Annotated in this window: 24 protein-coding genes; 16 read left to right on the forward strand and 8 right to left on the reverse strand. The window is 48.9% G+C overall.

All coding sequences use genetic code 11. The features are described from left to right. Positions 1 to 3: 3 nt before the first annotated feature. From WC647_13950 to WC647_13960, 3 genes are read right to left on the reverse strand one after another with little or no spacing between them, the layout of a single operon-like run. Positions 4 to 1,329 carry an aspartate aminotransferase family protein gene (locus WC647_13950; protein MFA6223408.1) on the reverse strand — a complete coding sequence of 442 codons (1,326 nt, stop codon included), beginning with the start codon at positions 1,327 to 1,329 and terminating at the stop codon, positions 4 to 6. Further along, on the reverse strand, positions 1,326 to 2,159 hold the full coding sequence (locus tag WC647_13955) for a 3-keto-5-aminohexanoate cleavage protein (GenBank protein ID MFA6223409.1): 834 nt from the start codon (positions 2,157 to 2,159) through the stop codon (positions 1,326 to 1,328). The genes WC647_13950 and WC647_13955 overlap by 4 nt, the downstream gene beginning before the upstream one ends. Before the next feature lie 20 nt (positions 2,160 to 2,179). Then, positions 2,180 to 2,986 carry an IclR family transcriptional regulator gene (locus tag WC647_13960; GenBank protein MFA6223410.1) on the reverse strand — a complete coding sequence of 269 codons (807 nt, stop codon included), beginning with the start codon at positions 2,984 to 2,986 and terminating at the stop codon, positions 2,180 to 2,182. Between the two features lie 545 nt (positions 2,987 to 3,531). Between WC647_13960 and WC647_13965 the strand changes: the two genes are divergently transcribed. The 7 genes from WC647_13965 (at position 3,532) to WC647_13995 (ending at position 12,321) form a co-directional block, all read left to right on the forward strand. After that, positions 3,532 to 3,780 (forward strand): hypothetical protein, encoded by a 249-nt coding sequence (locus WC647_13965; protein MFA6223411.1) that lies wholly within the window; start codon positions 3,532 to 3,534, stop codon positions 3,778 to 3,780. Positions 3,781 to 3,892: 112 nt separating this feature from the next. Beyond that, positions 3,893 to 4,711 carry a KilA-N domain-containing protein gene (locus WC647_13970; GenBank protein ID MFA6223412.1) on the forward strand — a complete coding sequence of 273 codons (819 nt, stop codon included), beginning with the start codon at positions 3,893 to 3,895 and terminating at the stop codon, positions 4,709 to 4,711. A gap of 22 nt (positions 4,712 to 4,733) precedes the next feature. Next, positions 4,734 to 5,480: a hypothetical protein gene (locus tag WC647_13975; GenBank protein ID MFA6223413.1), complete on the forward strand. Its 747-nt coding sequence runs from the start codon at positions 4,734 to 4,736 to the stop codon at positions 5,478 to 5,480. 766 nt (positions 5,481 to 6,246) lie between these two features. Further along, positions 6,247 to 7,221 carry a hypothetical protein gene (locus tag WC647_13980; GenBank protein MFA6223414.1) on the forward strand — a complete coding sequence of 325 codons (975 nt, stop codon included), beginning with the start codon at positions 6,247 to 6,249 and terminating at the stop codon, positions 7,219 to 7,221. Positions 7,222 to 7,345: 124 nt separating this feature from the next. Then, positions 7,346 to 8,800 (forward strand): N-6 DNA methylase, encoded by a 1,455-nt coding sequence (locus tag WC647_13985; GenBank protein MFA6223415.1) that lies wholly within the window; start codon positions 7,346 to 7,348, stop codon positions 8,798 to 8,800. Then, positions 8,797 to 9,984: a restriction endonuclease subunit S gene (locus WC647_13990; GenBank protein ID MFA6223416.1), complete on the forward strand. Its 1,188-nt coding sequence runs from the start codon at positions 8,797 to 8,799 to the stop codon at positions 9,982 to 9,984. The genes WC647_13985 and WC647_13990 overlap by 4 nt, the downstream gene beginning before the upstream one ends. 9 nt (positions 9,985 to 9,993) lie before the next feature. After that, a complete protein-coding gene (locus WC647_13995) occupies positions 9,994 to 12,321 on the forward strand; it encodes a DEAD/DEAH box helicase family protein (protein ID MFA6223417.1) in 2,328 nt (775 codons plus the stop codon). 328 nt (positions 12,322 to 12,649) lie between these two features. On the opposite strand, the gene WC647_14000 is transcribed toward WC647_13995, so the two are convergent. The 3 genes from WC647_14000 to WC647_14010 are packed head-to-tail and all read right to left on the reverse strand — an operon-like array spanning position 12,650 to position 17,026. Further along, positions 12,650 to 14,644: a hypothetical protein gene (locus WC647_14000; protein MFA6223418.1), complete on the reverse strand. Its 1,995-nt coding sequence runs from the start codon at positions 14,642 to 14,644 to the stop codon at positions 12,650 to 12,652. Between the two features lie 8 nt (positions 14,645 to 14,652). Continuing rightward, the gene (locus WC647_14005; protein MFA6223419.1) at positions 14,653 to 15,330 is read right to left on the reverse strand and encodes a hypothetical protein; all 678 of its coding nucleotides are present in this window, start codon (positions 15,328 to 15,330) and stop codon (positions 14,653 to 14,655) included. Further along, positions 15,299 to 17,026, reverse strand: coding sequence for a VPA1262 family N-terminal domain-containing protein (locus tag WC647_14010; GenBank protein ID MFA6223420.1), 1,728 nt, complete (start codon positions 17,024 to 17,026; stop codon positions 15,299 to 15,301). Before WC647_14010 ends, WC647_14005 begins: the two co-directional genes overlap by 32 nt. Positions 17,027 to 17,587: 561 nt before the next feature. Between WC647_14010 and WC647_14015 the strand changes: the two genes are divergently transcribed. From WC647_14015 to WC647_14030, 4 genes are all read left to right on the forward strand, one after another. Then, positions 17,588 to 17,737 carry a hypothetical protein gene (locus WC647_14015; GenBank protein MFA6223421.1) on the forward strand — a complete coding sequence of 50 codons (150 nt, stop codon included), beginning with the start codon at positions 17,588 to 17,590 and terminating at the stop codon, positions 17,735 to 17,737. Beyond that, positions 17,734 to 18,093, forward strand: a complete 360-nt coding sequence (locus WC647_14020; protein MFA6223422.1) for an STAS-like domain-containing protein — start codon at positions 17,734 to 17,736, stop codon at positions 18,091 to 18,093. The genes WC647_14015 and WC647_14020 overlap by 4 nt, the downstream gene beginning before the upstream one ends. 574 nt (positions 18,094 to 18,667) lie before the next feature. Next, entirely contained in the window at positions 18,668 to 19,240 is a 573-nt protein-coding gene (gene rhuM / locus WC647_14025; GenBank protein ID MFA6223423.1) for a RhuM family protein, read from the forward strand. 131 nt (positions 19,241 to 19,371) lie between these two features. Beyond that, positions 19,372 to 19,539 (forward strand): hypothetical protein, encoded by a 168-nt coding sequence (locus WC647_14030; protein MFA6223424.1) that lies wholly within the window; start codon positions 19,372 to 19,374, stop codon positions 19,537 to 19,539. A 167-nt stretch (positions 19,540 to 19,706) separates the two neighbouring features. Here WC647_14030 and WC647_14035 read toward each other — a convergent pair whose 3' ends face one another. After that, positions 19,707 to 20,210, reverse strand: a complete 504-nt coding sequence (locus WC647_14035) for a hypothetical protein (protein ID MFA6223425.1) — start codon at positions 20,208 to 20,210, stop codon at positions 19,707 to 19,709. Between the two features lie 513 nt (positions 20,211 to 20,723). Between WC647_14035 and WC647_14040 the strand changes: the two genes are divergently transcribed. The 4 genes from WC647_14040 (at position 20,724) to WC647_14055 (ending at position 22,377) form a co-directional block, all read left to right on the forward strand. After that, positions 20,724 to 20,921 (forward strand): type II toxin-antitoxin system HicB family antitoxin, encoded by a 198-nt coding sequence (locus WC647_14040; protein ID MFA6223426.1) that lies wholly within the window; start codon positions 20,724 to 20,726, stop codon positions 20,919 to 20,921. Between the two features lie 4 nt (positions 20,922 to 20,925). Then, on the forward strand, positions 20,926 to 21,138 hold the full coding sequence (locus WC647_14045) for a type II toxin-antitoxin system HicA family toxin (protein ID MFA6223427.1): 213 nt from the start codon (positions 20,926 to 20,928) through the stop codon (positions 21,136 to 21,138). A gap of 403 nt (positions 21,139 to 21,541) precedes the next feature. Continuing rightward, positions 21,542 to 22,180, forward strand: coding sequence for a MerR family transcriptional regulator (locus WC647_14050; GenBank protein ID MFA6223428.1), 639 nt, complete (start codon positions 21,542 to 21,544; stop codon positions 22,178 to 22,180). After that, positions 22,177 to 22,377, forward strand: a complete 201-nt coding sequence (locus tag WC647_14055) for a type II toxin-antitoxin system HicA family toxin (GenBank protein MFA6223429.1) — start codon at positions 22,177 to 22,179, stop codon at positions 22,375 to 22,377. The genes WC647_14050 and WC647_14055 overlap by 4 nt, the downstream gene beginning before the upstream one ends. 62 nt (positions 22,378 to 22,439) lie before the next feature. Here the strand turns inward: WC647_14055 and WC647_14060 are convergent, their stop codons facing one another. Then, on the reverse strand, positions 22,440 to 22,628 hold the full coding sequence (locus WC647_14060; GenBank protein MFA6223430.1) for a hypothetical protein: 189 nt from the start codon (positions 22,626 to 22,628) through the stop codon (positions 22,440 to 22,442). 415 nt (positions 22,629 to 23,043) lie between these two features. On the opposite strand from WC647_14060, the gene WC647_14065 reads away from it, so the two are divergent. Beyond that, the gene (locus tag WC647_14065; protein ID MFA6223431.1) at positions 23,044 to 24,237 is read left to right on the forward strand and encodes an acetamidase/formamidase family protein; all 1,194 of its coding nucleotides are present in this window, start codon (positions 23,044 to 23,046) and stop codon (positions 24,235 to 24,237) included. The last annotated feature ends 64 nt before the right edge of the window (positions 24,238 to 24,301 follow it).

Here is a 24,301-nt window from a genome sequence, read left to right on the forward strand (position 1 = left end):
TCGTTATCGCCCTAAAACACCGGTGACGGCACGATCGAGAGCCGAAACGATCGTGTCCATCTCTTTCTCATTTATCGTAAATGGCGGTGCGATGACCAAACCATCCCCATCGGCGCCAGCCAAAGCCACGGATTTGTAAACGACGATTCCATCGGAAAACAACCGATCCCAAAGCCTCTCCGTGACTTTGCGAGATCTGGGGAAGGGCTCCAGGGTCTCTTTGTTAGTTACGAACTCGATTCCCCACATCATGCCGATACCTCGGACGTCGGCCACGAAGGGTGAATCGTTCAGCAAGGACGAAAGCTTACTGCCAAGCGTTTGTCCGGATGACGCCGCCTTTTCAATCAACTCGTCCCGCTCGATTATTCCCATTACAGCCAATCCCGCCGCTGCGCAGACCGGATGATGAGAAAATGTGCCGCCGTGCGCGAAACCTCCCCCTTCAATCACCTGGGCGTAGAGATCCTCCCGGACGCCGGTAGCGGATAGAGGCAGAGCGCCTCCACTGATTCCTTTGCCCAACGTCACGATATCGGGGATCACATCGTAGTGTTCCGAGGCAAACCACTTCCCTGTCCTGCCCATCCCGGTCATGACTTCGTCAAGGATGAGCAGCACGCCGTACCTATCGCATATCTTCCGGACGAGAGGCCAATACCCTTGTGGAGGGGGATAAACAGCCAGGGAAGCGCCGCTTACGGGTTCTCCGATGAAGGCGGAGACCGTGTTGGGCCCCTGGTTCAAGATGGCCTCTTCCAGGGCGACCGCACATTGTAGCGCACATGTCGACCTGGTCAGCCCAAATGGGCATCTGAGACAATACGGAGGGGGTATGTGAATTGCGTCTTCAATCATTGGGGAAAAAGGGGAGCGAAAGCTGGTCCGTCCGGTAGCCGCCAGAGCGCCCAGAGTGAGTCCGTGGTAAGAGCGCCAACGGGAGATGAGTTTGTGGCGACCCGGACGCCCCGTATTCACATGAACCTGGCGAGCAAACTTGATCGCTGTTTCAACCGCTTCTGAACCGGTGGTCATGAAATAGAAGCGAGAGATCCCGTGGGGAGCGTGCGCAGCGAGTCGCTCAGCCAACGCTTCTACGGCCCGAGTTGTGAACATGGTGGGATGAAAATAGTATCCCTCGCAGAGTTGCTCAAATACGGCGTCAGCGATTTCGCGTCTTCCGTGCCCCACATTTACGACCACCGCCCCACCGCTCGCGTCCAGGAAGCTGCGACCGTTCTCGTCCAGGATGACAGCGCCATCGCCTTTGACGGCCGTGGGTAATTCCCCGTCAATCTTCCTGTGAAACACGTTACCCGGTCTAATCATGCCCTGTCTCCGGTCCTCGGTTTGAGGCCGAGTATGCTTCGAGCTTCGTCCGGCGTGGCCACGTCGCGACCCAATATCCGGCTGATCTCGACAATACGTTCCACCAGCATCCGATTCGTAGCCAACTGGCCTTTGGAGTAGTAAATGTTGTCTTCGAGACCAACTCGAACATGCCCACCCATCAAAATGGCGTGTGTCGCCATGGGAAGCTGGCCGGCTCCTACGCCGCTGACGCCCCAGGTGGATCCCGGTGGAAGAAACCGAACCAGGTGTACCAGGTGTTCCACACGAGCCGGTATGGCCCCCTTCAGTCCCATCACAAAGTTGAAATGCAAGGGTTGGGGGATCAACCCTCGCTCCATGAGCGCTATGCCGTTATGAAGCATGGCCGTGTCGAACACTTCGATCTCAGGCTTCAAGGATAGGCGCATCATTTCAGCCGCAAGACCTTCGACCAGATCAGGAGGGTTGACGTAAGCGGAATTGGGAAAGTTGACACTGCCTGTGGTGAGAGAGGCCATTTCGCCGCCGGCCGCCAGTCGAGCGAGCCTGCTCTCCAGACTTGTCCCCGCTCTTCCGCCGGTGGATATTTGAAGAATCAGCCTGGTGCGGCCTGTGAGGGCGCTCACCACTTGCGCAAAGCGGTCAGGATCGTCCGAAGGGTTTTGTTCTTCGTCTCTTGTGTGAATGTGCAGAACCGATGCGCCCGCTTCTTCACACAGGAGCGCATCGGTAACGATTTCATCAGTAGTAATCGGGACATGCGGTGTGTGGCTTTTCCTCGGCATCGAGCCCGTAGGCGCCACAGTGATGATCAGCTTTTCGGTCATTTGGCTCCTCGCCTAGAAAATCATGCCTTTTCCATCGAACCCAGAGCCTTCTGAATCTTTTCGGCAGTTTCTACCGCCAATGGCGCCAGCCGGTTTTCCAGATCCTCAAGGCTAACCCGTTTAGTAGGAACCGCTATATTGATCGCCGCGATCGCCCCACCAGACAAATCCTTAATCGGAGCCGACACGCTCCTTAGCCCGTAGGAAAGCTCTTCATCGTTCAGCGAATAGCCCTTCTCCCGCGCCGCGCGGAGTTCGCGCCGAAAATCCTCTTCACTGGTGATGGTGTGGTTCGTCAGAGGGGCGAAATCGTAATCCTTGAGGATGCGTCCAAGTTCTTCCTCGGTGGCGAAGGACAGGAGAGACTTCCCCATGGACGTGCAGTGCACAGGAAGCCTGGAGCCAAGTTGCAGGTCAAAGGGCAGAATGCGGCCGGTGTTGTTGATGCGCACAAGATACATGAGTTCCCTGTCCTGCAAAACGGACAAGTTCACGGTTTCTCCAGTCTTTTCAGCCAACTCCTCAAGATAGTGTTGCGCGACTTGCCGCCAACCGAGGCCGCTCATGGAGGCGTAACCGAGCGAAAGAAGTTTAGGAGTCAGATGAAAACGGCGTTGCTGATCTCTGCGAACAAAACCCAGCTTGGCAAGGGTGCCGCAAATGCGAGTGACTGTCGCGTTGTTGCTGCGGACGCTTCGAGACAGTTCTGCCAAGGCCATGGGATTAGGGGATTCGGCCAAAGTCTGCAAAACGTCGAGTCCTTTTGCGAGAGACTTGAGGAAATATCGGGAGTTCTCATCATCGACGGCCATATTTCGAATTCCCATTGTTTACGCATATCGAAAATGAGTTGTGCTATGTGAATACAATAAGACGAAGCGCCGCCGCCTGTCAACAGTTTTCATCTCCGGTAGCGATCACGGTGAATTACAAGCGAAGTCGAGAGATGCATGTAGCAGGATTCGCCTTAAACGGGTTCTTTGGAAACGGCCGTATAGGCTGGAGGTTAATTCCTTTGTTACTTTTTTAAAAAGGAATTTTGTCGCTACCGATGTCCTATCTTAGCGAATACCTCGAAGCCAACCAGCACGAATATTGCGATCGACTTTCAGCAAAAAAATTGATTTATTCTATGACCCACCGACACAATTTGTGTACGGTGAAAATGGCTTCTACAGTCTACAAAGTTATTGCTGACGATACACCGTTCACTAATCTGAAAGCATAATGCAGCCGGTTCATTTTTTTGCTCGCCACGAAAAAAATCAATTACATTTGTCCTTATTTGACACACGTCCGAATTAGAATAGGGGAACTGACGATTGTGTCATTTCGACCGTCAGGGAGAAATCTGTTTCCAAGGAGGCAACTAATGAAAGTTTTTTTTGGCGTCATTATCTTCATGCTGCTACCAGTGGTCGGGCTGTCTTCGGATCGTAGTGTCACAGTCCGCGACCGTTACGGAAATATCGTTGAAACAAAAGACCGACATGGGAATGACACTACTGTTCGTGACCGCTCCGGAAACATTATCCGAACCGAGGAATATGACGGGCAAGGACAAAAAACCATCCGTGACCGAAGTGGAAATATAATCGGGACCGAGGACGTTGATCGATGAACAAGGATGATACTGCTATATTTAGTTGTCGGAATCTGTTCAACGAAAAAACCGTAATTCTTTTGGCAGATCCGGTATAAATGATAGACTTCAATGCTTGAGAGAAGTAACTATGGCTAAAATCGAAGTAATGAAAAAAGAAATCGCTGTCCATACCTGGAACGAAGAAGACTATATCTGCATCACTGATATAGCAAAGTACAAAAATTCAGATAGGACAGACGATTTAATTAGAAACTGGCTCAGAAACCGTAACACCATTGAGTTCTTGGGTATCTGGGAGCATCTTAACAACCCGGATTTTAATTCCGTCGAATTCGACGGGTTTAGAAAACAAGCTGGCCTTAACAGTTTTACATTAACTCCCAGTCAGTGGATTGAAAGAACAAACGCTATTGGTATCATCTCAAAACGAGGCCGTTACGGTGGAACATATGCGCATAAAGACATCGCCTTCGAGTTCGCTTCCTGGATTTCAGTCGAGTTCAAACTCTATCTCATCAAAGAATTCCAGCGACTCAAAGAGAATGAGCGAAAACAACTTGGATGGGACATTAAGCGGAACCTCACAAAAATCAATTACCGAATACATACAGACGCCATAAAGGCGAACTTGATTCCACCGGAACTAGGCAAAGAACAGATCAACCTCACTTATGCGTCTGAGGCGGATGTGTTGAATGTGGCTCTTTTTGGCATGACTGCGAAGGAATGGCGGGCAAAAAGGCGCAATTCTATAGGCAACATCCGTGATGAGGCAAATGTGGCTCAGCTTGTCTGTCTATCAAATCTCGAAAATCTGAACGCTCATTTCATAAATGAGGGCATGCAGCAGGCGGAACGTGTGACTAAATTGAACCAAATAGCCATTCAACAAATGAAGCTACTTATTGACGATAGCGCTCTGAAAAGACTCGAAGCGGAAACATAATCGGGACCGAGGATGTTGATCGATGAGAGAATATGATGGCGCTAATCACATAGAAGTGCTGAGAAGATTTCTCGGAATCCCACTCGGAAGCGCTGACGGTGTGTTCGATCGCTTTCTGGAAATACCTGGAGCAATTTATCGTGGCGAAGGTCTGGAAAGATTTCTGTATGTAAGAGGCTCCGGGAGCAACAAGGTATTACTCGTGGCCCATGCCGACACCTATTGGGATCATGAGTACGGATATGATCCCGGTCCAACACACAAAATAAAGATCGAAGATGGCGAAATCAGGGCCGTCAATGAAGAATTCGGGCTTGGCGCTGATGACAGGGCAGGATGCGCCCTTCTCTGGCTGCTCAGAGATCTGGGACATTCCCTGCTTGTCACAAACGGCGAAGAACATAGCCAGACAGGCTCTTCCTGGTTGATGGATCATAGCAAGCAAATATATGACGAGATCAACCGGGACCACCAGTTCGCTATTGAATTTGACAGGCGCAATGGCCGGGATTTCAAGTGTTACAACAAGGGTACGGAAGAATTTAGAGCCTATGTCGCCAAGAAAACAGGCTACACGGAACCAGATCTCGGATCTTCGACCGATATAAGAATTCTATGTCGTGAAATTGCCGGTGTTAATCTCAGCGTTGGCTATCACAACGAACATGGAAACCAGGAATATTTAAATATCGCAGAATGGGAGCATACCCTAAATTTATGCGGTAGATGGGTGGCTGAAAGAGAATTACCCAGATTCAAAATGAATTGATTTATTCTATGACCCACCGATCATATTGTGTACGGTGAAAAGAGCTTCTACAGTCTACAAAATCATTTGCAGAGGATACACCGTTCACTAATCTGGAATAGTAACATAACCGGTCCATTTTTCTTCTCGTCACGAAAATAATTCAATAACGTGTGTCCTTATTTGACACACGTCCGGGGGATAATCGGACCATCATGACGGAAAGTAGCCCTGACTGATGGCTCAAATGAAGGAATTCTTTGATGAAATTACGCAATACAGGACCAGAACAGGTCAATGCGGGCCCAGGGCCAGCGCCATTCTGGATGATGTTGGCGTGACCCTCGTTTAAAGGCGAAAATCGGTTTCCCCGGGCGATGATCTTCGCCTTGAATCGGAGAAATTCATGGGGGCTGGGCTGGAATTCGAGGACAGATAATTCAGTTCATCGTTTTCAGAGCAAGGAACGGGAATGGTTCAAGTCCCCGGGCAGGATGAGGAGAGAATCAGCGAAGCGGGGAAGCCGCAACACATGGACAAAGGCTGTTGTCCGGGTTCCGGTTTCGGCGTTTGCACAAACTACTGACATCAGGGACCGTGATGGCAGCCTAATCGGGACAAAAAAATTGCTGTTGACCAGTTAAAAAGGGTGATATTTTATCATCGAGTAAAAATGCAATAAAAATCGATCGCAGCAATTGTGAAATATCGGCGGATACGGAAAACGAAAATATTAATGACCATGTCCTAGACCTCTTTCACATTTCCTCATTTCTTAGGACTGAAAATGGCTTTCGAAGGGAAAACATCCGTGCCCCCTGATGATTTACCCCCAATTGTTTTGAGAAGATTGCTGCTGTCAAAGCAATTCTACTCACATGGACTTACCCATTACTCAGCCTCTAGTGATATGGATAAGATGATTGCTGTCCATCACTTCCACATTAGTATTGAAATCTTGCTCAAAGCTATTTTGTTGAAGAATGACGCCACGGTAAAAGACAAGGTTTCTTTTCCAGAACTTATTAATCAAGTTTGTGAAATCAAGAATGATTCCAACTTCGGTAAACATAAACAGACATTGATTTCGTTGAACGAAATCCGAAATAAGATGCAACATGCTTCAGTGACCCCGGGAAAATCTATCATGGAGGAATGGCGAGTTTATGCTAAGGGAGCATTGGAAGACGGTTTCTTCCAGTTCTTTAAACTCGATTTTGTCACCTTCAGTGCAAACCAGGCAATAGCAGATCCCGATATAAAAGAAATGCTAATCAAATCATGTCAGTATGCAAAACACGGGAGAGGAAAGACTAGCTTAGAACTGTCCAGAATAGCTTTTGAATGTGCATCAAAATCACTTCTGGAGTCGTTTAAAAAGAAGCATTTTGTCCGTAGCTTGAGTGCGCCTTCCGGTTATTTTTTTGAAGGGAACGAAAGATACTTCGAAGAAATCGCAGAAACTGTCAACGATTTGACCCGTTGGACTGAGGAAATTCATGACTTCATTTTTCTTTTGTCGAGTGGTTTAAGTCTGCATGAGTACAAGGAATTTCTGGATTTAACAGGAACCGTCTCGCCTACTGGTGGCAACTTTTTCACCAATGGCATACCGGATAACCCAGATAGCGACGAAGTGGCCTGGGCTCATGAGTATGCCGTAAACACTATATTGAACTGGCAATATATGGGGTTTAATGTATCTGTTCCGGAGTGGTACAAGAAATCTTTGAATGGATTTCTCAAGCAATTAGACAGATGACATTTTTCTGTTGTAGTATTTTTCCCCTAGGTTCAGTCGGACTCCACAGAAAGCTGTTGGTCAGTTAGACCTGGGAAATTGCTTTTGACAACTGATTGAAAAAACAAATATTCGAAAGGTTTCCATGTTCCAACAAGCTTTCAAAAACATCGACGACGTCCTCTGGAAAGAGGCCGGCTGCACCACCGAACTCGACTACACCGAGCAGACCTCCTGGCTCTTGTTCCTGAAATACCTCGACGGGCTGGAACAGGACAAAGCGACCGAGGCCCAACTCGAAGGCAAGCAATACAACTTCATCCTGGATAAACCCTACAGATGGGAAGAGTGGGCCGCTCCTAAGAGCAAAGACGGACGGATCGACCACAACAAGGCCGTGACCGGCGACGACTTACGCGACTTCGTCAACCAGAAGCTCTTTCCCTTCCTCCACGGTTTCAAGCTTAAAGCAACCGGGCCTAACACGATTGAATACAAAATAGGTGAGATCTTTGGCGAGATCAACAACAAGATCTCCAGCGGTTACAACCTGCGTGAAATCATCGACCATATCGACGAACTGGAGTTCCGATCACAGAACGAGAAGCACGAGTTGTCGGCCCTTTACGAAGAGAAAATCAAGCGCATGGGCAACGCCGGGCGCAACGGAGGGGAATATTACACCCCCCGCCCGCTCATACGTGCCATCGTGCAGGTTGTCAAGCCCCGCATCGGCGAGCGCATCTACGACGGCGCCTGTGGCTCTGCAGGCTTCTTATGCGAGGCCTTCGATTACCTGAAGTCGAACCAGAACCTCACCACCCAGGACGTCAAGACACTTCAAGAGAGTACCTTTTTTGGTAAAGAGAAGAAGTCCCTCGCCTACGTGATAGCTATCATGAACATGATCCTGCACGGCATAGAGGCGCCGAATATCCTGCACACGAACACGCTCACAGAGAACCTTGCTGACATTCAGCAAAAGGATCGCTTTGATGTGATCCTCGCCAATCCGCCCTTCGGGGGTAAGGAACGCAAGGAAGTCCAGCAGAATTTCCCCATCCGCACTGGCGAGACAGCCTTCCTGTTCCTTCAGCACTTCATCAAGATGCTCAGGGCTGGTGGCCGGGGGGGTGTGGTAATCAAGAACACCTTCCTCTCCAACACCGATAATGCCTCGGTGAGCCTGCGGAAGCTCCTGTTGGAAAGCTGCAACCTCTATACCGTACTCGACTGCCCCGGCGGTGCCTTCCAGGGGGCGGGCGTCAAAACAGTGGTGCTATTTTTCGAGAAGGGATCGCCGACACGCAAGGTCTGGTTTTACAAGCTCGACCCCGGCCGTAACTTGGGCAAGACCAACCCGCTCAACGATGACGACCTCAAGGAGTTCATCAGACTGCAAAAGACCTTCGCAGATTCTCCGAAGAGTTGGAGCGTGGAAGCAACGAGCATCGACTCGGCGACATTTGATCTTTCAGTTAGAAATCCGAACGGCGGCGACGAAGTGGCCCACCGCAGCCCTCAGGAAATCATGGATGAGATTGTTGCGCTGGATGCCGAGAGCGCGAAAGTGCTGCGGAATATCAGAGGGCTGTTATGAAATTGGGCTGGCAGAAGAGAACCTTGGCTGAGCTGTGCCAAGTCAAGCCCCCAAAATCGGAGGCACGTGAAAGAGTGGTTCCGGATGGCCTGGTGTCCTTTGTACCAATGGAAGATTTGGGAATTGAACGGAAATTCGTGAATCCGAGGCAAATAAGGACACTTGCGTCTGTGGCTGGCAGCTACACCTACTTTGCTGATGGTGACGTGCTTCTGGCCAAGATTACCCCCTGTTTCGAAAACGGGAAACTAGGAATCGCGAATGCACTGAGCAACGGAATTGGTTTCGGATCGAGCGAGTTCATTGTCTTTCGGCCCTGTGCAAACTTGAACAGCGAGTTTCTTTATTACTACCTGTCACGCTCCGACTTTAGGAAAGAGGGCTCAGATCGAATGGGTGGGGCAGTTGGACATCAGCGAGTTCCGAAGGAGTTTATTGAAAGCTACCCGATTGTTATTCCCCCCCTCCCGGAACAGCACCGAATCGTCGGTATCCTTGACGAAGCGTTTGAGGGCATCGCTACCGCCAAAGCGAACGGCGAAAAGAATCTACAAAATTCCCGTGCCCTTTTTGAAAGCCACCTGCAATCGGTCTTCACCTATCGTGGCAAGGGGTGGAAGAAAGAGCGAATCGGTGCATTGACGCATCTGGCCCGAGGGCATAATCCGCCGAAGAGCAAATTTTCACCTCAACCTAAACCGGGATACGTTCGGTTCTATCAGATTCGTGATGGTGGAACTGATGACTACGCTGTTTATGTACCTGACACGCCCCAACTGCATAAGATGAAGCCTGATGACATTATGATGGTTGCGTACCGGCACGTCGGAAGAGTTTTTCGCGGTGTTTCTGGTGCCTTCAACGTAGCTTTGTGCAAGATAAGCAATGCGAGGAGAGACCTGCTCAATGATGACTACCTATTTCATATTATTCCCTCGTGCTACGTGAAAGGGGAGTTGTTGAAAAGATCGGAACGCTCACTGATTCCATCGATGTCGATCGAGCATTTGCGTGAACTTGAGATACCTTTACCGCCCTTGCGTGAACAGCAACGAATTGTTGAGAGCATCAAATCGCTTTCCACTGAAACCCAACGTCTTGAAGCCATCTACCAGCAGAAGCTCGTAGCTCTGGAAGAACTCAAGAAGGCTCTATTGCACCAAGCTTTCAAAGGCCAGCTTTAGGAACGTGCTATGAATGAAGCCGAAACCCGAGCCGAACATATTGATCCCGCCCTGAAAGCGGCTGGCTGGGGTGCTGTGGAGGGGAGCCGCATTCGTCGCGAGATGATTACACCAGGTCGAATTATGGGTTCCGGAAAGCGTGGCGAGCCGGAGGTCGCCGATTATGTGCTGATGTACCGCAACCACAAGCTGGCGGTCATTGAGGCAAAGGCTTGGGAGAAACCCTACACCGAAGGGGTGGCACAGGCCAAGGCTTATGCCCAGAAACTGGCTGTTCGCTTTGCCTATTCGACAAACGGGCAAAAGATTTATGGCGTTGATATGCTCACTGGGCAGGAAGGGGATGTGGCAGAGTATCCCTCTCCAATTGAACTTTGGAGCATGACCTTCGCCGAAGCAAACGCGTGGCGTGACCGCTTCGCCGCTGTTCCATTCGAGGACAGAGGCGGGTACTTCCTGGGACGCTACTACCAAGACATCGCCATAGAGAGAGTGTTGGAGGCTATTGCCGAAGGACAGCAGCGAATCCTACTGACGCTCGCCACTGGTACGGGCAAGACCTTCATCGCCTTCCAAATCGCCTGGAAACTTTTCCACAGCCGCTGGAACCTTAGTCGTGAACCAAACCGCCGGCCTCGTATCCTATTCCTCGCTGACCGAAACATCCTGGCCGACCAGGCATATAACGCCTTCTCCGCTTTCCCAGAGGATGCGCTGGTGAGGATTGGTCCGCAGGATATCCGGAAGAGGGGCAGGGTACCGAAGAACGGCAGTCTATTTTTCACGATCTTTCAAACATTTATGAGTGGACCGCCCAAAGACGGCCGGCCTTCGCCCTATTTCGGTGAGTATCCCTCGGATTTCTTTGATTTCATTGTGATAGATGAATGCCATCGCGGTGGGGCTAACGATGAGAGCAATTGGCGAGGTATCCTCGAATATTTCGCACCGGCAGTACAACTCGGTCTGACAGCCACACCCAAACGTAAGGACAATGTCGACACCTATGCCTACTTTGGGGAGCCAGTCTACGTCTATTCGCTCAAAGACGGGATCAACGACGGCTTCCTTACACCGTTCCGGGTGAAGCAGATCTCCACAACGCTGGACCAGTATATCTACACGTCCGACGACCAACTAATCGAGGGCGAGATTGAAACGGGTAAACTCTACACCGAAGCTGATTTCAATAAGATCATTGAGATTAGGGAACGTGAGGCATACAGGGTGGGGCTCTTCATGCAGGAGGTTGACCAGCGAGAAAAAACGCTTGTTTTTTGCGCAACTCAAGATCATGCGCTGGCGGTGCGGGACTTGATAAATCAGATAAAAACGTGTAGTGACCCCAACTATTGCCAACGTGTCACGGCTAACGACGGATCGCTTGGCGAGCAGCATCTGCGTGACTTCCAGGACAACGAAAAGACCATACCTACGATCCTCACCACCTCCCAAAAACTTTCCACCGGTGTCGACGCCCGTAACATCAGAAATATCGTGTTGATGCGGCCAATCAACTCCATAATTGAGTTCAAGCAGATCATCGGCCGAGGCACGCGACTTTACGACGGAAAGGATTACTTTACAATCTATGACTTCGTGGAGGCACACCACCATTTTAACGATCCGGAATGGGATGGAGAACCAATCGAACAGGAACCCACGGGACCAAGACAGCCTAAGCCTGAAGAAACAGGCAATGGCGATGACATCGGGAAACCGGATGAAGAATCGGTCCGTCGGCAGAAGGCCAAAGTTAAACTGGCCGACGGCAAGGATCGCACCATACAGCACATGATATGCACAAGCTTCTGGCATCCGGACGGTAAGCCCATGTCTTCTCATCAGTTCATGGAACTACTCTTTGGGAAGCTCCCAGATTTTTTCAAGGACGAAGACGAACTACGTGCTTTGTGGAGCGAACCGGATACTCGCAAGAAACTTCTAGACGGCCTGGCGGAGAAAGGTTTCGGTAAGGACCAACTGGCCGAGATGCAGCGCATCATCGACGCTGAAAAGAGTGACCTTTTCGACGTGCTCGCATATGTGGCCTACGCCCTCCCGCCTCTCACGCGGGGAGAACGTGCCGCAACGGCCAAAATTGGTATCAGCGGCCAGTTTAATAGCAAACAACAGGCTTTTCTGGACTTTGTGCTTGTCCACTACGTGAGTGTTGGCGTGGAGGAACTGGATGGCGAGAAACTCACACCATTGCTGCGATTGAAATACCATGACTCGATCACCGACGCCGTAGCTGACCTCGGTCGCCCTGAGGTGATCAGGCAGGTGTTCACTGGCTTCCAGAGATACCTGTATCAGCAAAAGACTGCCGCTTGAACGACATCAATAAAAAGATAGCTTCAGGGCACTTCACCAGATGGCTAATGAGGGTATGAACTTTCGAATTTGAGTTGATTTCCCTCCCAAACCGAAAAAGCGCGGTGGAAGAGAAACGAATACTTCATTGCTGCCCCAGCCTTTTGTTTCTCAGGCTACCAAGAAGAGGCTGCTCTCACGATTCAAGTCTGAGAAATCATCATCGGCGTTTTGCTTGTTGCATCGGGGTGCCACTGTTTCCCGTCACGCAGTGTGTTGTCTCACTAGGGTTTTAACAACTCTCCCACAACCCCTCCGTTCCCGAAATTGGGATAGTGATTGACGTAACTTAGATCGTTTCCGATTTCCTATCAAGAAGAGACCGGACAGCAGATAGCTGGTCGGAACTAATGCCAGCACGTTTCGAATCAGTGTCCCTCAATCGATCCGCAAAGGCGATCTGAGCTGCTAAATCGATGCCAGATTCGATGAGAGTTTGCTGGAGGGTCTGTCGGTCAACACGATTTCTCAACGCCACTTCCAACAATGCAAACAATCCTTCGGTCTCCACTGAAAGTTCCATAAAAAAATCACCAAGTGATGGCTTCGACTGCTCTCCAAACACCGCGGCGAACGGTTGAGCATCTCCAACCCAGACTGCACGTCGAATCGCGAGATGCCGGAGCGCTTCGCTCCAATAACGGCGGTTAGATATGTCGATCGTCGCCATCTCTTGCACTGCGTAAAAAAGAAGGCCAAGCAATTCTTCAAGCATTTTTTGCCGGTCGCATTTGACTCTGCAGTTTGGGTCGACGACGCATTCAAGCATCATGAGACCGAGGCCAAACAGAAGCTCCATCAATTGCGAAGCGGCCGTTTCCGCGCGAAACCGCTTATCTTGTGTCGCGTCAGGATCGCCGAATTCGAGGATTTCACGGATTGCCTGGGTAGTATCCCACATGTTTCTCCAAACCCATTGAGGCTCAGGATCATCAACTAAAGGAATAGCGAGCAACCTTATGCCGTAGGCGTCCGGGCGCCTTCCGAACGTCTCGAAAAGTGATGCCCGCTCTCTTAGACTCTCTCCACGTGTTGAAGGCCAATCCTCAGGACTAAGCTCCCACTCTTTCAAGAAATCGGTAGCGCTTGGCATAGCAATGGCACCATTCGCTGCTATGCTCACAAGCGCACAACGATAACACCACGGTTCCCAAGTTTCAGCGTCTTGGCCTGGCGACGGATTCCACGCAGAACTAGGAAGTTCCGCTCCGAGCGCATCGATAAAGACGGCATCCACATATCCGTGCGAACGAGCATCCTCCGGGTAAGGCAGAGGATCATTCGCGACGGCGCTTATCGTTTGACGCATGAGCCAAGTAGCCCAACGTTGGGCACAAGGACCGGCGTCCGGCCGTTCTGCAACTGTCTTTGCGATCTCTTTTGCAAGAATCTCTATCTCGGTTGTGGAGCCCTTTATGGCTTCATCGGAACTATGCGCTCCTATGCCAAATTGCGACTGGAGGACTTGGTCTCGCGCAATGACGAGCAACAGCGGCCCGATCGGCGATCCATTCCAATTGCGATTACCGTCGAACGCGGCGGGTGCGAGCCGAAAGAGCGTTTGCCACCGGCTAAAGGACCATCCGGCTTGAGCGGCTTGTAGCGCCGCGAGAATTGGATAGGGATTGTCGAATTCGGAAAGCAGACACAGGAAGGCTTTCAAGTCAAGATCGGCTGCAATTCCGAATACTCCGTAATCATCACCAAAGAGGAGGAAGTCACCTTCTCTCAAGCCCCACCATATCGTTGTAAGATTAGGCTTCTGTTTCCAATCTTTGCGGAGTTGAGAATACTCCTCGCGCTTGCTCTGAGTTAAGCTGCGTCCGGGCTGCGCCGCTGCCTGTTTTATTACCGCCGCCGCGATTTCTAGGAACAGCGATTTGAATGATTGATCTTCTTTTGCTGTTGCGGTCACGACTCTAGACAGGGCATATTCCAGCGCGGAGGCATGCCACGCCAGCGACCAGAGATAGTTCCATGTCCTGGCCGTCGGTATCGTCCGAAGCACTTTGGTGAATGCGATTGCCAGCGTTAGATCGGTTGAATTAAAAAACGATCCATTTTCCTCCATGAAGCCTGATGAATCGAACAATAAACTTAATTTCGACATGGTATCTTTTGGATCGGACTCCAGGCGACAGGCTTTTATTACAGCTTTCACGAGGTTTTGAAGTTTCTTCCCGTGCGTAATCGCTGCAGCGTCGATATCTCGCAACAATAATTCTGGAGGAACTTGAATCAATGGTGTTTGATGAGACTGTCGTTTTATGGGCCAATCCAGCATCGGAGTCCTCATCTTTGGCGCGTAGGTTTGGAGAGAGACCGTCCCATATCTCTGTCACCCGTCCAAGCCGTCTCGAAGAATGAAAGGCCATTGTGATCATCGACAACCCATCCGCGCGTCGCTGCATTTACATGCTCATGAAGTCCACCAACTGTTGCTCCAAAGTGCCACAGTTCGTCGTCGATAATCGCGAACCGGTCATGGACGTACGGGAAATTTTTCTTGAGTGTGAACTGGACCTCGATTACATGCCCGGAGTTATACGGACCTGCTCTGTTGATCTGTGTCGCACGCTCTTCGAACCGCTTAATGATATCGGTTTCCGTATCAGAATCGCCGATAGATGCGGTCAGTACACGAACATCTTTGGCCACCAAGGAATTTGGAAACCAACTGAGCACCTGTTTAACACGGATCTGAAAAGTACCTTCTGGAGGTTTGAATAAATATTCATCCAAAATAAGGATTCGATCTAGTGCTTCTTGAGCTGCTTTAACGAATTCAACAAGCGGCTCAACGGATTTGGCGTTATTTCGAGCCTTAATGGCTCTTAGTTCTGGAAATCTCGTCGAATCTGCATTTAGTTGTGGCTGATCACCATAACCAATCGCCGTGGGCCAGAAGATAGCTTTATCAGGTACTGGCCTTTTGACCCTAACATCGAACCTTTGCGGAAAAGTTGTCATCCGACTCATGCCCCCGTTGTTGTCGCGATGACGCATTGCGGCGTTGTTCAAAATATTTGTCAAAGGAGATAGCCCTCTTTAGCATCTCTTTTAGACGATCTAGTATTGGTTCACCGTCTGGCACCTGCAGGATTAATGAGGCGCGCTGACCCAGCGCATTGAGCGAGTTCCCCAGGAACCAAACGGTGTCGTCGATCACTAAGAAACGATCATGGAGTGGCAATTTTTTTCCGACTAAAACAAGCGCAGAAGCATTCTCGATTCCACGTTTCTTAAATGTTGCCATATGGTGTGAAAATCTCCCAAGACGGCTCTGTTCTGCACGAGACTTCTCTGACAAACCCGGGAATAACCCCTCATCAATCTGTGTTGGGCAATCCTCTTCGGTGTAGTTGCCTCCTCCAAATGCTAGCTTAGAGGTTAAGATTGTGAGTTCTACGTCGATGTTAGGAACGGCGTGTAGAAACTGTAAGATCTGTTGGGCGCCGAAATAGGGATCGGCAACCAATACATGGGAGCAAGCTCGGCCAATGCGACTGCGAATGAACTGTAGAGCTTCGTCACGCTGGCCGTTGTCAATCCAGGTTTGGTCGTACCGTCGTGCTTGAGCCCGCCTTTGGCGTCGCTGCTCAGCCTCAAAGACGTGTGAGAGACCAGACCTAAGGGGAGCAGATTCACGGGTTATCGGATATTCCGCCGATATTTCTGATACCTCATAGGGAGCGATTTCAGAATGAGGAGAATCCGTTTTTGGCGACTCGATTCTCACGCGCCGCCCCAAGATCCCCATTGAGGCATTCAGATATCTGATAAAAGTCACTGGTGGTTGATAAGCAAGCACTCCATGCTCTAAATCCGTTAGCACATAACCGCTTTTATGAACCGGTAATTGCCGGGGCAGCACTAAGAGACCATCCTTCGGCACGGTGACTGTTTCAAAGCGAGACATTAGATTTGCGCGCCATTCCAAAACTGTTAGACTTAACCCCTCGACAGTCTGTCCAGCTCGTGGGATAAGTCGAAAAACAAGATTCTCGGATCCCTCCTCGTTGATTGGGACTATATGGTACCTGATGCTACGCACGATCGGATTGGGTACAATGAGTACAAGGCTTCCGAGATATTCAGAATAATCTCCGAAATCGACGTGAAGGCGACGTTTCAAAAATCTTATGGCGTCGACGTTTCTAATGACTGCTTCAAAGCCAGTGCTATTTCCGAAACGGCGATGGATTCGCGCTGGCTCAGATCCCGATCCAACAAATGGTACCGGGTCTCCTGGTCCACCGGAACTAAAAAGAGAATCCGATCCAGACGGAAACCCAAGAATAGGCCATGTGGGGTCGTCAAAAAAGTTGGATACCGTGAATTCTTCCTCGTCGTGGGCTGTATGAATCTCCTGCGGGTCATAGGAAATGGGTATCCTCATACGATTCGACGTGCCTGACAGATACCATTTAATCGCCTCGGCCGCGGTTAAAACAGTACGCCATGAGAGTACTCGACCGCGTCGTACATTGGCAATGTTGAATGTGTCCACCTCGGAGCTTCTTGGAGGTGGCCGATCATTCACGAGCAAAGAAACAGAACCAAATAATAGCTCCGGCTGAGCGGTCGGACTCTCGACGTAGGTTGCTAGACGAATCACTGCCCACTTGAACTGTGCCACAAAATCTGTTTGCGGTAGAGCGTTCATGACACCGCCGATGGTATGGCTCTTCTGATCGTACTGCTTGTTGCTTTGTTGGGAAAAACGGCAAACGACCTGGATAGGTTGATCTCTGTATTGCAGTTTGGGAAGGTAATTGTTGGTTCATTCATACTGGAATTCCGGTAGATCCATTCAGCAAATCGATGAGAGCCGAAGGAATCTAATTCTCACGGGGTTACCCACACACACGGATTCTCATAGCCATTCTGCCGGGCTGTGAACTTCCTTCGCTGTTTGCCTTCCGCCGTTGTCAGTTGAGAACTCATCCCTTGGTCTCTTCAAAGTTTAAGGTTCATATTAGAACCCTCTCAAGAGACTAACAACTTTTTTCATTAATGGCCTTGAAAAAAAAGACAGTGGCATAAGTGCAAAAGCTGTTCTAAAATGATCAAAAGAGAAGGAGCAGTGAAATAGCGAAGGAAAACAGAAGGCATAACGGCACAGCATTGAAAGCGCTTACGGTGGCGAGGGCATCCCGCGTGTGAGTAATTTGCGTTACCCCTATCCCAAAAAAGACAGCGGGGCGACAGTAGCGGAGGTCAAGGTTTGAAAGTCGTTTTACCTGAACTTCGTCATGATTTTAAGGGCTTCCAGGCATTGTCAGAGCTTTATGCCCAAACCAGGGATTGTCTTTTTGACGAAATCCAGATCGACATGAGTCAAGTCAGTTGGTTTGACGCTGAAGATTCCACATGAATGAGATAATAACCCTTTCCGTCTTTGAAATTGTCGGCAGATCTTTGTGCATAGCCTCAGACGACGGACAAAAAGTTTATGAACGAATTGGGAAGGCCATAAGGCAAGGGCGAAACGTGGCTCTTTCTTTTATGAACATCACGATCATGTCGCCGACATTCCTGAACGTGGCCATAGGCCAACTCTACGGAGAATTTTCCGAAGAGGAAATCCGAGCCAAACTTACCGTTAAAGATATGGAACAGGATGACCTTGTTCTGCTGAAGAGGGTCGTTGAAACAGCGAAGGCGTATTTCAAAAACCCGGAACTCCACAAGAATGCCACTGCGGAACCCTCGGGCGCCAACAATGGTTAGCGCTGTCTTCCTTGTGACCAGGATATAGTCGCCGCCCGGCGAATTCTAAATCTCTGCACTCGCACTGACAGTGGTTTTGATACTTTGAATATGCATTCACTTTTGACCGAATATCAGACCGGTAAAAGGGACTTTAACGATCAGGTTTTGGAGGATTTGTGCGCTAGACGGAGGCTCAATTTGGTTACCTACGACGCGGATTTCAAAGCCGCGAATCTGACGTTGTTTACTGCAAATTCTGGGCTTCTTAATCCGTGAGTTGATTACCCAATTCAGTTTAGAATTTGGCGAAGCCATGATCAGGGGAATATTTTCCCGCCTGCCACCAAGAACAATACCTTATCGCCGTGTCGGTAAGATCTCTCGTAGCTACGCTCGCTCGAGATGACATGAAGGCTTGCGTTGGGTGGGATCTTCGGAACCATAGTTTGTAGTTCCCCAAACCTGTTTTTTGTTTAGAGGTGAACGATATTGATGGTCCAGGGGAAAAGAGCCGTGGTATAGATCAAATCTTCAAACAGATGACGCCGGGTACGGAAGTGAAGTCAATATGAAAAGGGATAAAGGCGGAAGGATGAATGATGACAAAAAGCTGATTCGCAACAGCACGGCCGAGTTCCTTATTTTTACGGGTCAGGCGGGAGAACAAAGTATTGAAGCACTCTATGAGGATGAAACGGTTTGGTTATTGCAGAAACTGATGGCGGCTTTGTTCGATGTGGACGTGCGAACGGTTAATGAACATCTCAAAAATGTTTATGAACAGGGAGAAGTTACGCCGGAGGCAACTATCCGGAAATTCCGGATAGTTCAAACCGAGGGAAAGCGTGAAGTTGTCCGGAATGTGGATTTTTACAATCTTGATGCGATCATCTCAGTGGGTTACCGGGTCAATTCTGTTCGGGCGACACAGTTCCGCCAGTGGGCCACCCGAGTGCTGCGGGAGTTTGCCATCAAGGGCTATGTGCTGGACAATGGGAAGATTACAGCCCAAATCGCCAAGGATTTTGCTGAGGGCGAGTTCGAAAAATATCGGATCATGCAGGATCGGCTGTTCGAGAGCGATTTCGATAAAGTTATTAGACAGCTTGAATCTGAAGACAATCATTCGCGATCATCTTCTACCAACAACGCTGGCGGCCAATAAACTGAAGTTCAAAATTCAGCTAATGCTTTCTTTTGGTGACGACTTGTACCATTATTTCAACCAGGCAACAATGATTACCGAAAAGTTCGTATCAGAAACAAAAACTATTGGACAGACTGGAGACAGATCAAATGACTGAGTCTAAATGGAAAGAGGTTAGGATTCTTTCTAACGCCGAGGATTATAAAAGATTTGAGAAAAACCAACCCGCAACGAATGGTAAACCTGCTTATCGAGTAAGAGCAATATTGCCGGATTTGAGGTATTTTAAGGGGGAAAAATATCAGGACGAGAAATAGATTCTAAAGTATCTCTAATTTATTGGAATTGTTAATAAGTTTGTGTAAATGTCACTTCAGTTTTCAAAAGTTTGGCCCACTGTTATTAAACATGATGCTGGACTGATGATTTTTTCATTGGTCTCTAAAAACTGAACAATGGTATGAGTTCAGGCTACAAAACAATCCTAGCCGATTGATTTCAACATCTCTCTGAAAATTTTTATTGGGTAATTGTGATTTATGGCTCCTAAAAAGGTGCGATTCAGTTCCTCATTCAATTCATAGAGATTTATTCTTTCCAGGCCTCCTGCTTCATAGATACGATATTCGACACCTCGCCTGAGGTCGTTCATGGAACCGAGAATACTGCGATTACAGGTTTTCTGGTAACTGACATTCTGAAATTCAGATAAAACAGCCTCGATTTGTGGTTGAGGAATATTTTCATGAAGCAGGTTTTTGAAAAAATGTTCACCTACGATCCGATCAAAGAACTTAAACGCCGGTTTCCTCAGGACTGGTATGAAGATGGTAAACAAAGTCAAATCATTGGAGATCATTACACATTTGTGACGCTGAATGCGAAACAGAGTCGCATGACAGTCCATGAATGACTCTGTGACCGGCTCATGCGGTTCTGGATGAGCCTTCAATTCGGCCAATAACTTCTGTGTACATCGAATTATCATGAGATTCTTATATCCTCACGACTGCTAGATTTTCAACGAAATACAAACCGGATCTAGAGAAAACCGATTTATTTGGCCTGAACATGACTATTATCTTCCAGAGTGCTGAAACCTGGTCTAAAATCAATTCCCCGCGATTTTGTCCTGTTGGAACATTATTTTCCCCGTCACTTTATCACAAATTTCGCCGAAATCGCGTTAGAGACGCCCAATATAAAGAGTCCCTGAGGAAATACAGCTACTTTTTGAACGCCTGGGATTCCAATTGCTGACCAGGGTCCAGAATGACGATGCTCTCGGCCGCCCTGTAAAATGGTTCAGTCTGGTCATGCGGAAGGCATTCATAGAACTCATCACTGGATTGTGATCTGGAACTCGTTTACAATGAATGCCGCGCGAAACTTTGGAAGAAACCAAGAGAAATTTGCTTGAGGCTATTTCCATGGTAATGGAAACGAACAGATCTCTTTCCGAGGAAACTCTGCTAGGCCAAGAGGTAATAAGAGAGCCCTAATGAAATACAAAATTATGCTCAGACTTTCGGAAGAAGGATATAGCGTCTCTGTAGCGGGCCTACCCGGGTGTTGGTCGCAGGGCGCAACAGAGCAAGAGGCTATTGAAAACATAACCGATGCGATTAAAGAGTACTTAGCCGCTGTAGACGATTTGTTCCCGGACTCTGACGTTCGGGAAATAGATGTAGCAGTGTAGCGCCGTGGGGAAAATACCCGGGGTTGATCATCTGGATGCTGTAAGGGTCCTGAAAAAAGCAGGTTTTAGTATCATTCGACAGGGGAAGCACATTGTCATGTCGGATGGTTTGCGAATTCTTACGATCCCCCGCCATAATCCTGTTAACGCCTATACCATGGGCGGTATCGCGCACGATGCTGGTTTAACACAGGATGAGTTCAGAAAGTTGCTTTAAGAATTCGAGTTCGTGGCCAGAACCATCTAAACACAATGCAAGTTCTGCCAAAATAGCGCAAGTCTTTAACTCTTGATCTTCTCTGGTTATGAGTCATATCAGGGTATCAATGGACGAGAATTTATTCCCAGGGGATTGCAAATGCTGGATGTGCAAACTGGTCCCGGATCCCTTCACAAAGCCCGCCGAGATTAGTGATATTTACATTTCGACGTTAGGGTACTGGGTTTGTCAGAAGCCTTGGAATAACGCCATATTCTCTGAGAAAACGGGGGAGTGGGGAACGCAGTGTACTCTCGGAGAACGTTCCAGACGACTCATAGCCGGTTTCTGTATCCCAGAATCCTATTGACTATGAATTGATATGCTTGTAAACATATTGGTATGCTACAAAGGAGGGAACATGATCGCTGGATTTGGAGCTAAGGTGGTTAAAGATATAACCGGTGTTTCCCGTATGCAACTCCAACATTGGGACAGAACAGGTATCGTGCGGCCCTCGAAAAAAATTGGAACTGGCAAAGGGTCGAGGAGGGAATACTCCTTCAAGGACCTGGTTCAGCTCAAGGTCGCCAAACGACTCCGAGAGGAAGGGATCAGCCTCCAGAAAATCAGAAAGGCCCTGGAATTTCTGCGAAAGAATTTTCCAGATTTGAAAGCGCCTTTAGCGGAATTGCGGTTTCTCACCAATGGCTTCGACATTTTCGTTTTGACGAAGGAGCCCAAAATCATTTTGGACGCCCTCAAAGGACAATTTGTATTTTCCTTTGCCCTTGGGGAACTCATTGACGGGCTCAAAGGCTCAATCAGGGACTTGGAGATTCCAGGAGAAGAGAAGGTATTTGTCGGCGAAAGACAGTTCACCGCGATTTTGAAACCGGATCTGGAAGATGGTGGATACACCGTGACCTGCAAAGAGATCCCGGCGGCGATTTCTCAGGGAGAGACTATTCAGGAAGCCCTGGACAACCTGGTAGACGCCATCGAGCTTTGTCTGGAGGCGGAGGCTGAAATCTGGGGAAATATACGTCAGGCAAAATGAACCTCACTGCAAGGCAATTGAAGAAGGTGGCAAGGAAACTGGGCTACCAGATTAAGGAAGGAAAGAAGCATGTGCTGGTTTATGGCGTATCAGGGCTAATTACCACCATCCCCAGAGGGCGGATAAAACCGGGAACTCTGGCCGCAATACTGAAACAAATGGGGATGAGTAAAGAAGAATTGACTGATTTGCTCTGAAAATGGGACGGATGCAGAACGAGACTCTCTGGTCTTTTTCTACAGACGGCTTGAAAACAATTTTATAAGATTCCATCTTCTTTTAGCCGACGTTTCATTTCCTCCAGGCTTATGGGGTTTTCTTCACGTCGTTCAGCGATTACGGCCAGATCATGCAGATCCTCAAGCAATTTCTGGTAAAGCTTTACCGGTAAAATAACTCCAGTCTTTTTGCCCTTTGCATCAATAACAAATTGTTCTCGTCCGGCCATTCTGTGAATTCTCCATTGAAATACTTGAGTCACGGAATGTTTAGATTGAGATTCAACGGCTCCTGACACACGGCGCTATAAAGATTGAAACTATCAATATAGATGCTGGTTAGCAACAACTAGGGCCCTAAATAAGCAGGGACTCCCTAAACACCCCGGTGCCGTCGAAACGAGTGAGGGGATTGATTAATTTCTCATTTACAAGATGAATGAGGCCCATCATCATGCCAAGTTATGTGTTACTCACATGTCAGACTCCAGGCCCTCGAATGCTCAATACGAATGAATTCATGATTGCATCTGACCCAATCTTCTAATAACCTAAAGATCCACAACCTCAGTGACTGCATAAGTTGGGGCTTTAATAGGTTCGAAAGCGTTAGGGCTTATATCATCGATAAGGAGTGACCAAATAATGAGTGTTAAACCGAAGCAGGAAATTCGAGTCAACACATTTACTGGCGGAATTGTGGGACCAAGCATCCCGATGATCGGTCCCCTTGCAAATGGAGGAGTTGTAATCGCAGATACAGCGCCTGGTTGTTGGGGGCCAATGATCACTCCCTCTTTCCAGGGAGGTCACGAAGTTACTTTGCCAGTTGCCGTCGAGGGAGCGGAACCGGGTGACGCGATTGCAATCCGGATCCGGAAAATCAGGGTCACATCGGCTGCTACCTCATCAGGAACGATGACTTTTGTAGACGGACGGTATACCGGTGACCCATTCGTTGCCCGACATTGTCCAGGATGTGGGAAGGAAAATCCGAACAGTAGAGTCGAAGGAATCGGGCCTGAAGCAATACGTTGCGCCGAGTGTGGAGCGGAGGTTAGCCCGTTTCGACTCTCTAATGGGTATACAATAGTTTTTGACGAACAGAGCCAAATGGCGTTGACTGTAGGGGCCGAAGTCGCCGAAAGAATGGCTGGCGACGCCAGGAAATTGATGGCTTTACCCGAATCCTGCTCCCAAAATCCGGCTCTGACTTTGTGTCCATCAGACCTTCCGGGCGTCATCACACGAATGAGACCTTTTCTGGGTAACATAGGATCGACACCGGCGATAGACATGCCGGACTCCCATAACGCCGGAGATTTTGGACAGTTTCTGGTCAATGCTCCGCACAAATTTGGGATAACGGCCGAACAACTGGAACTACGTACAGATGGTCATATGGATATTGATTCTGTGCGTGAGGGAGCAATCCTTATATGCCCTGTGAAAGTCCAGGGAGGCGGAATATATCTCGGGGACGCTCATGCCATGCAGGGAGATGGTGAACTGGCGGGACATACGACTGATGTGTCGGCCGAAGTCATCTTGAATCTGTCGGTCATAAAAGGTCTTACAATATATGGTCCTATCCTTCTACCGCCGATTGATGATCTTCCACACCTTGCTCGACCTCTGTCGGCGTCCGAACAACAGGTTGCAAGGGGTTTAGCTGATCGTTTTGGACAGTCCGTGATTGAGGATGCCGCTCCCATTCAGTTTGTTGGAAGCGGGGCCAATCTTAATGACGCCACTGAAAATGGAATTGCCCGGGCAGTGCCCGACGTCAATTACATTTGTGCACTGGCGACAATTACACTTGTGCATGTTGATAATTAATTCCCTGTTCCTGATGCTGGAGCAGGGTCGTTTGAACCATCATTTGTAATTTCCCAAACCTGTT

The sequence above is a fragment of the Desulfomonilaceae bacterium genome (assembly GCA_041662605.1).
Taxonomy (GTDB): domain Bacteria; phylum Desulfobacterota; class Desulfomonilia; order Desulfomonilales; family Desulfomonilaceae; genus CAJBEZ01.

What these genes read in the sequence shown, in the direction of transcription:
- WC647_13950 (MFA6223408.1), bottom strand. Translation starts at nt 1,329, where the DNA reads ATGATTAGACCGGGTAACGTGTTTCACAGGAAGATTGACGGGGAATTA.
- WC647_13955 (MFA6223409.1), bottom strand. Translation starts at nt 2,159, where the DNA reads ATGACCGAAAAGCTGATCATCACTGTGGCGCCTACGGGCTCGATGCCG.
- WC647_13960 (MFA6223410.1), bottom strand. Translation starts at nt 2,986, where the DNA reads ATGGGAATTCGAAATATGGCCGTCGATGATGAGAACTCCCGATATTTC.
- WC647_13965 (MFA6223411.1), top strand. Translation starts at nt 3,532, where the DNA reads ATGAAAGTTTTTTTTGGCGTCATTATCTTCATGCTGCTACCAGTGGTC.
- WC647_13970 (MFA6223412.1), top strand. Translation starts at nt 3,893, where the DNA reads ATGGCTAAAATCGAAGTAATGAAAAAAGAAATCGCTGTCCATACCTGG.
- WC647_13975 (MFA6223413.1), top strand. Translation starts at nt 4,734, where the DNA reads ATGAGAGAATATGATGGCGCTAATCACATAGAAGTGCTGAGAAGATTT.
- WC647_13980 (MFA6223414.1), top strand. Translation starts at nt 6,247, where the DNA reads ATGGCTTTCGAAGGGAAAACATCCGTGCCCCCTGATGATTTACCCCCA.
- WC647_13985 (MFA6223415.1), top strand. Translation starts at nt 7,346, where the DNA reads ATGTTCCAACAAGCTTTCAAAAACATCGACGACGTCCTCTGGAAAGAG.
- WC647_13990 (MFA6223416.1), top strand. Translation starts at nt 8,797, where the DNA reads ATGAAATTGGGCTGGCAGAAGAGAACCTTGGCTGAGCTGTGCCAAGTC.
- WC647_13995 (MFA6223417.1), top strand. Translation starts at nt 9,994, where the DNA reads ATGAATGAAGCCGAAACCCGAGCCGAACATATTGATCCCGCCCTGAAA.
- WC647_14000 (MFA6223418.1), bottom strand. Translation starts at nt 14,644, where the DNA reads ATGCTGGATTGGCCCATAAAACGACAGTCTCATCAAACACCATTGATT.
- WC647_14005 (MFA6223419.1), bottom strand. Translation starts at nt 15,330, where the DNA reads ATGACAACTTTTCCGCAAAGGTTCGATGTTAGGGTCAAAAGGCCAGTA.
- WC647_14010 (MFA6223420.1), bottom strand. Translation starts at nt 17,026, where the DNA reads ATGAACGCTCTACCGCAAACAGATTTTGTGGCACAGTTCAAGTGGGCA.
- WC647_14020 (MFA6223422.1), top strand. Translation starts at nt 17,734, where the DNA reads ATGAATGAGATAATAACCCTTTCCGTCTTTGAAATTGTCGGCAGATCT.
- rhuM (MFA6223423.1), top strand. Translation starts at nt 18,668, where the DNA reads ATGAATGATGACAAAAAGCTGATTCGCAACAGCACGGCCGAGTTCCTT.
- WC647_14030 (MFA6223424.1), top strand. Translation starts at nt 19,372, where the DNA reads ATGACTGAGTCTAAATGGAAAGAGGTTAGGATTCTTTCTAACGCCGAG.
- WC647_14035 (MFA6223425.1), bottom strand. Translation starts at nt 20,210, where the DNA reads ATGATAATTCGATGTACACAGAAGTTATTGGCCGAATTGAAGGCTCAT.
- WC647_14040 (MFA6223426.1), top strand. Translation starts at nt 20,724, where the DNA reads ATGAAATACAAAATTATGCTCAGACTTTCGGAAGAAGGATATAGCGTC.
- WC647_14050 (MFA6223428.1), top strand. Translation starts at nt 21,542, where the DNA reads ATGATCGCTGGATTTGGAGCTAAGGTGGTTAAAGATATAACCGGTGTT.
- WC647_14055 (MFA6223429.1), top strand. Translation starts at nt 22,177, where the DNA reads ATGAACCTCACTGCAAGGCAATTGAAGAAGGTGGCAAGGAAACTGGGC.
- WC647_14060 (MFA6223430.1), bottom strand. Translation starts at nt 22,628, where the DNA reads ATGGCCGGACGAGAACAATTTGTTATTGATGCAAAGGGCAAAAAGACT.
- WC647_14065 (MFA6223431.1), top strand. Translation starts at nt 23,044, where the DNA reads ATGAGTGTTAAACCGAAGCAGGAAATTCGAGTCAACACATTTACTGGC.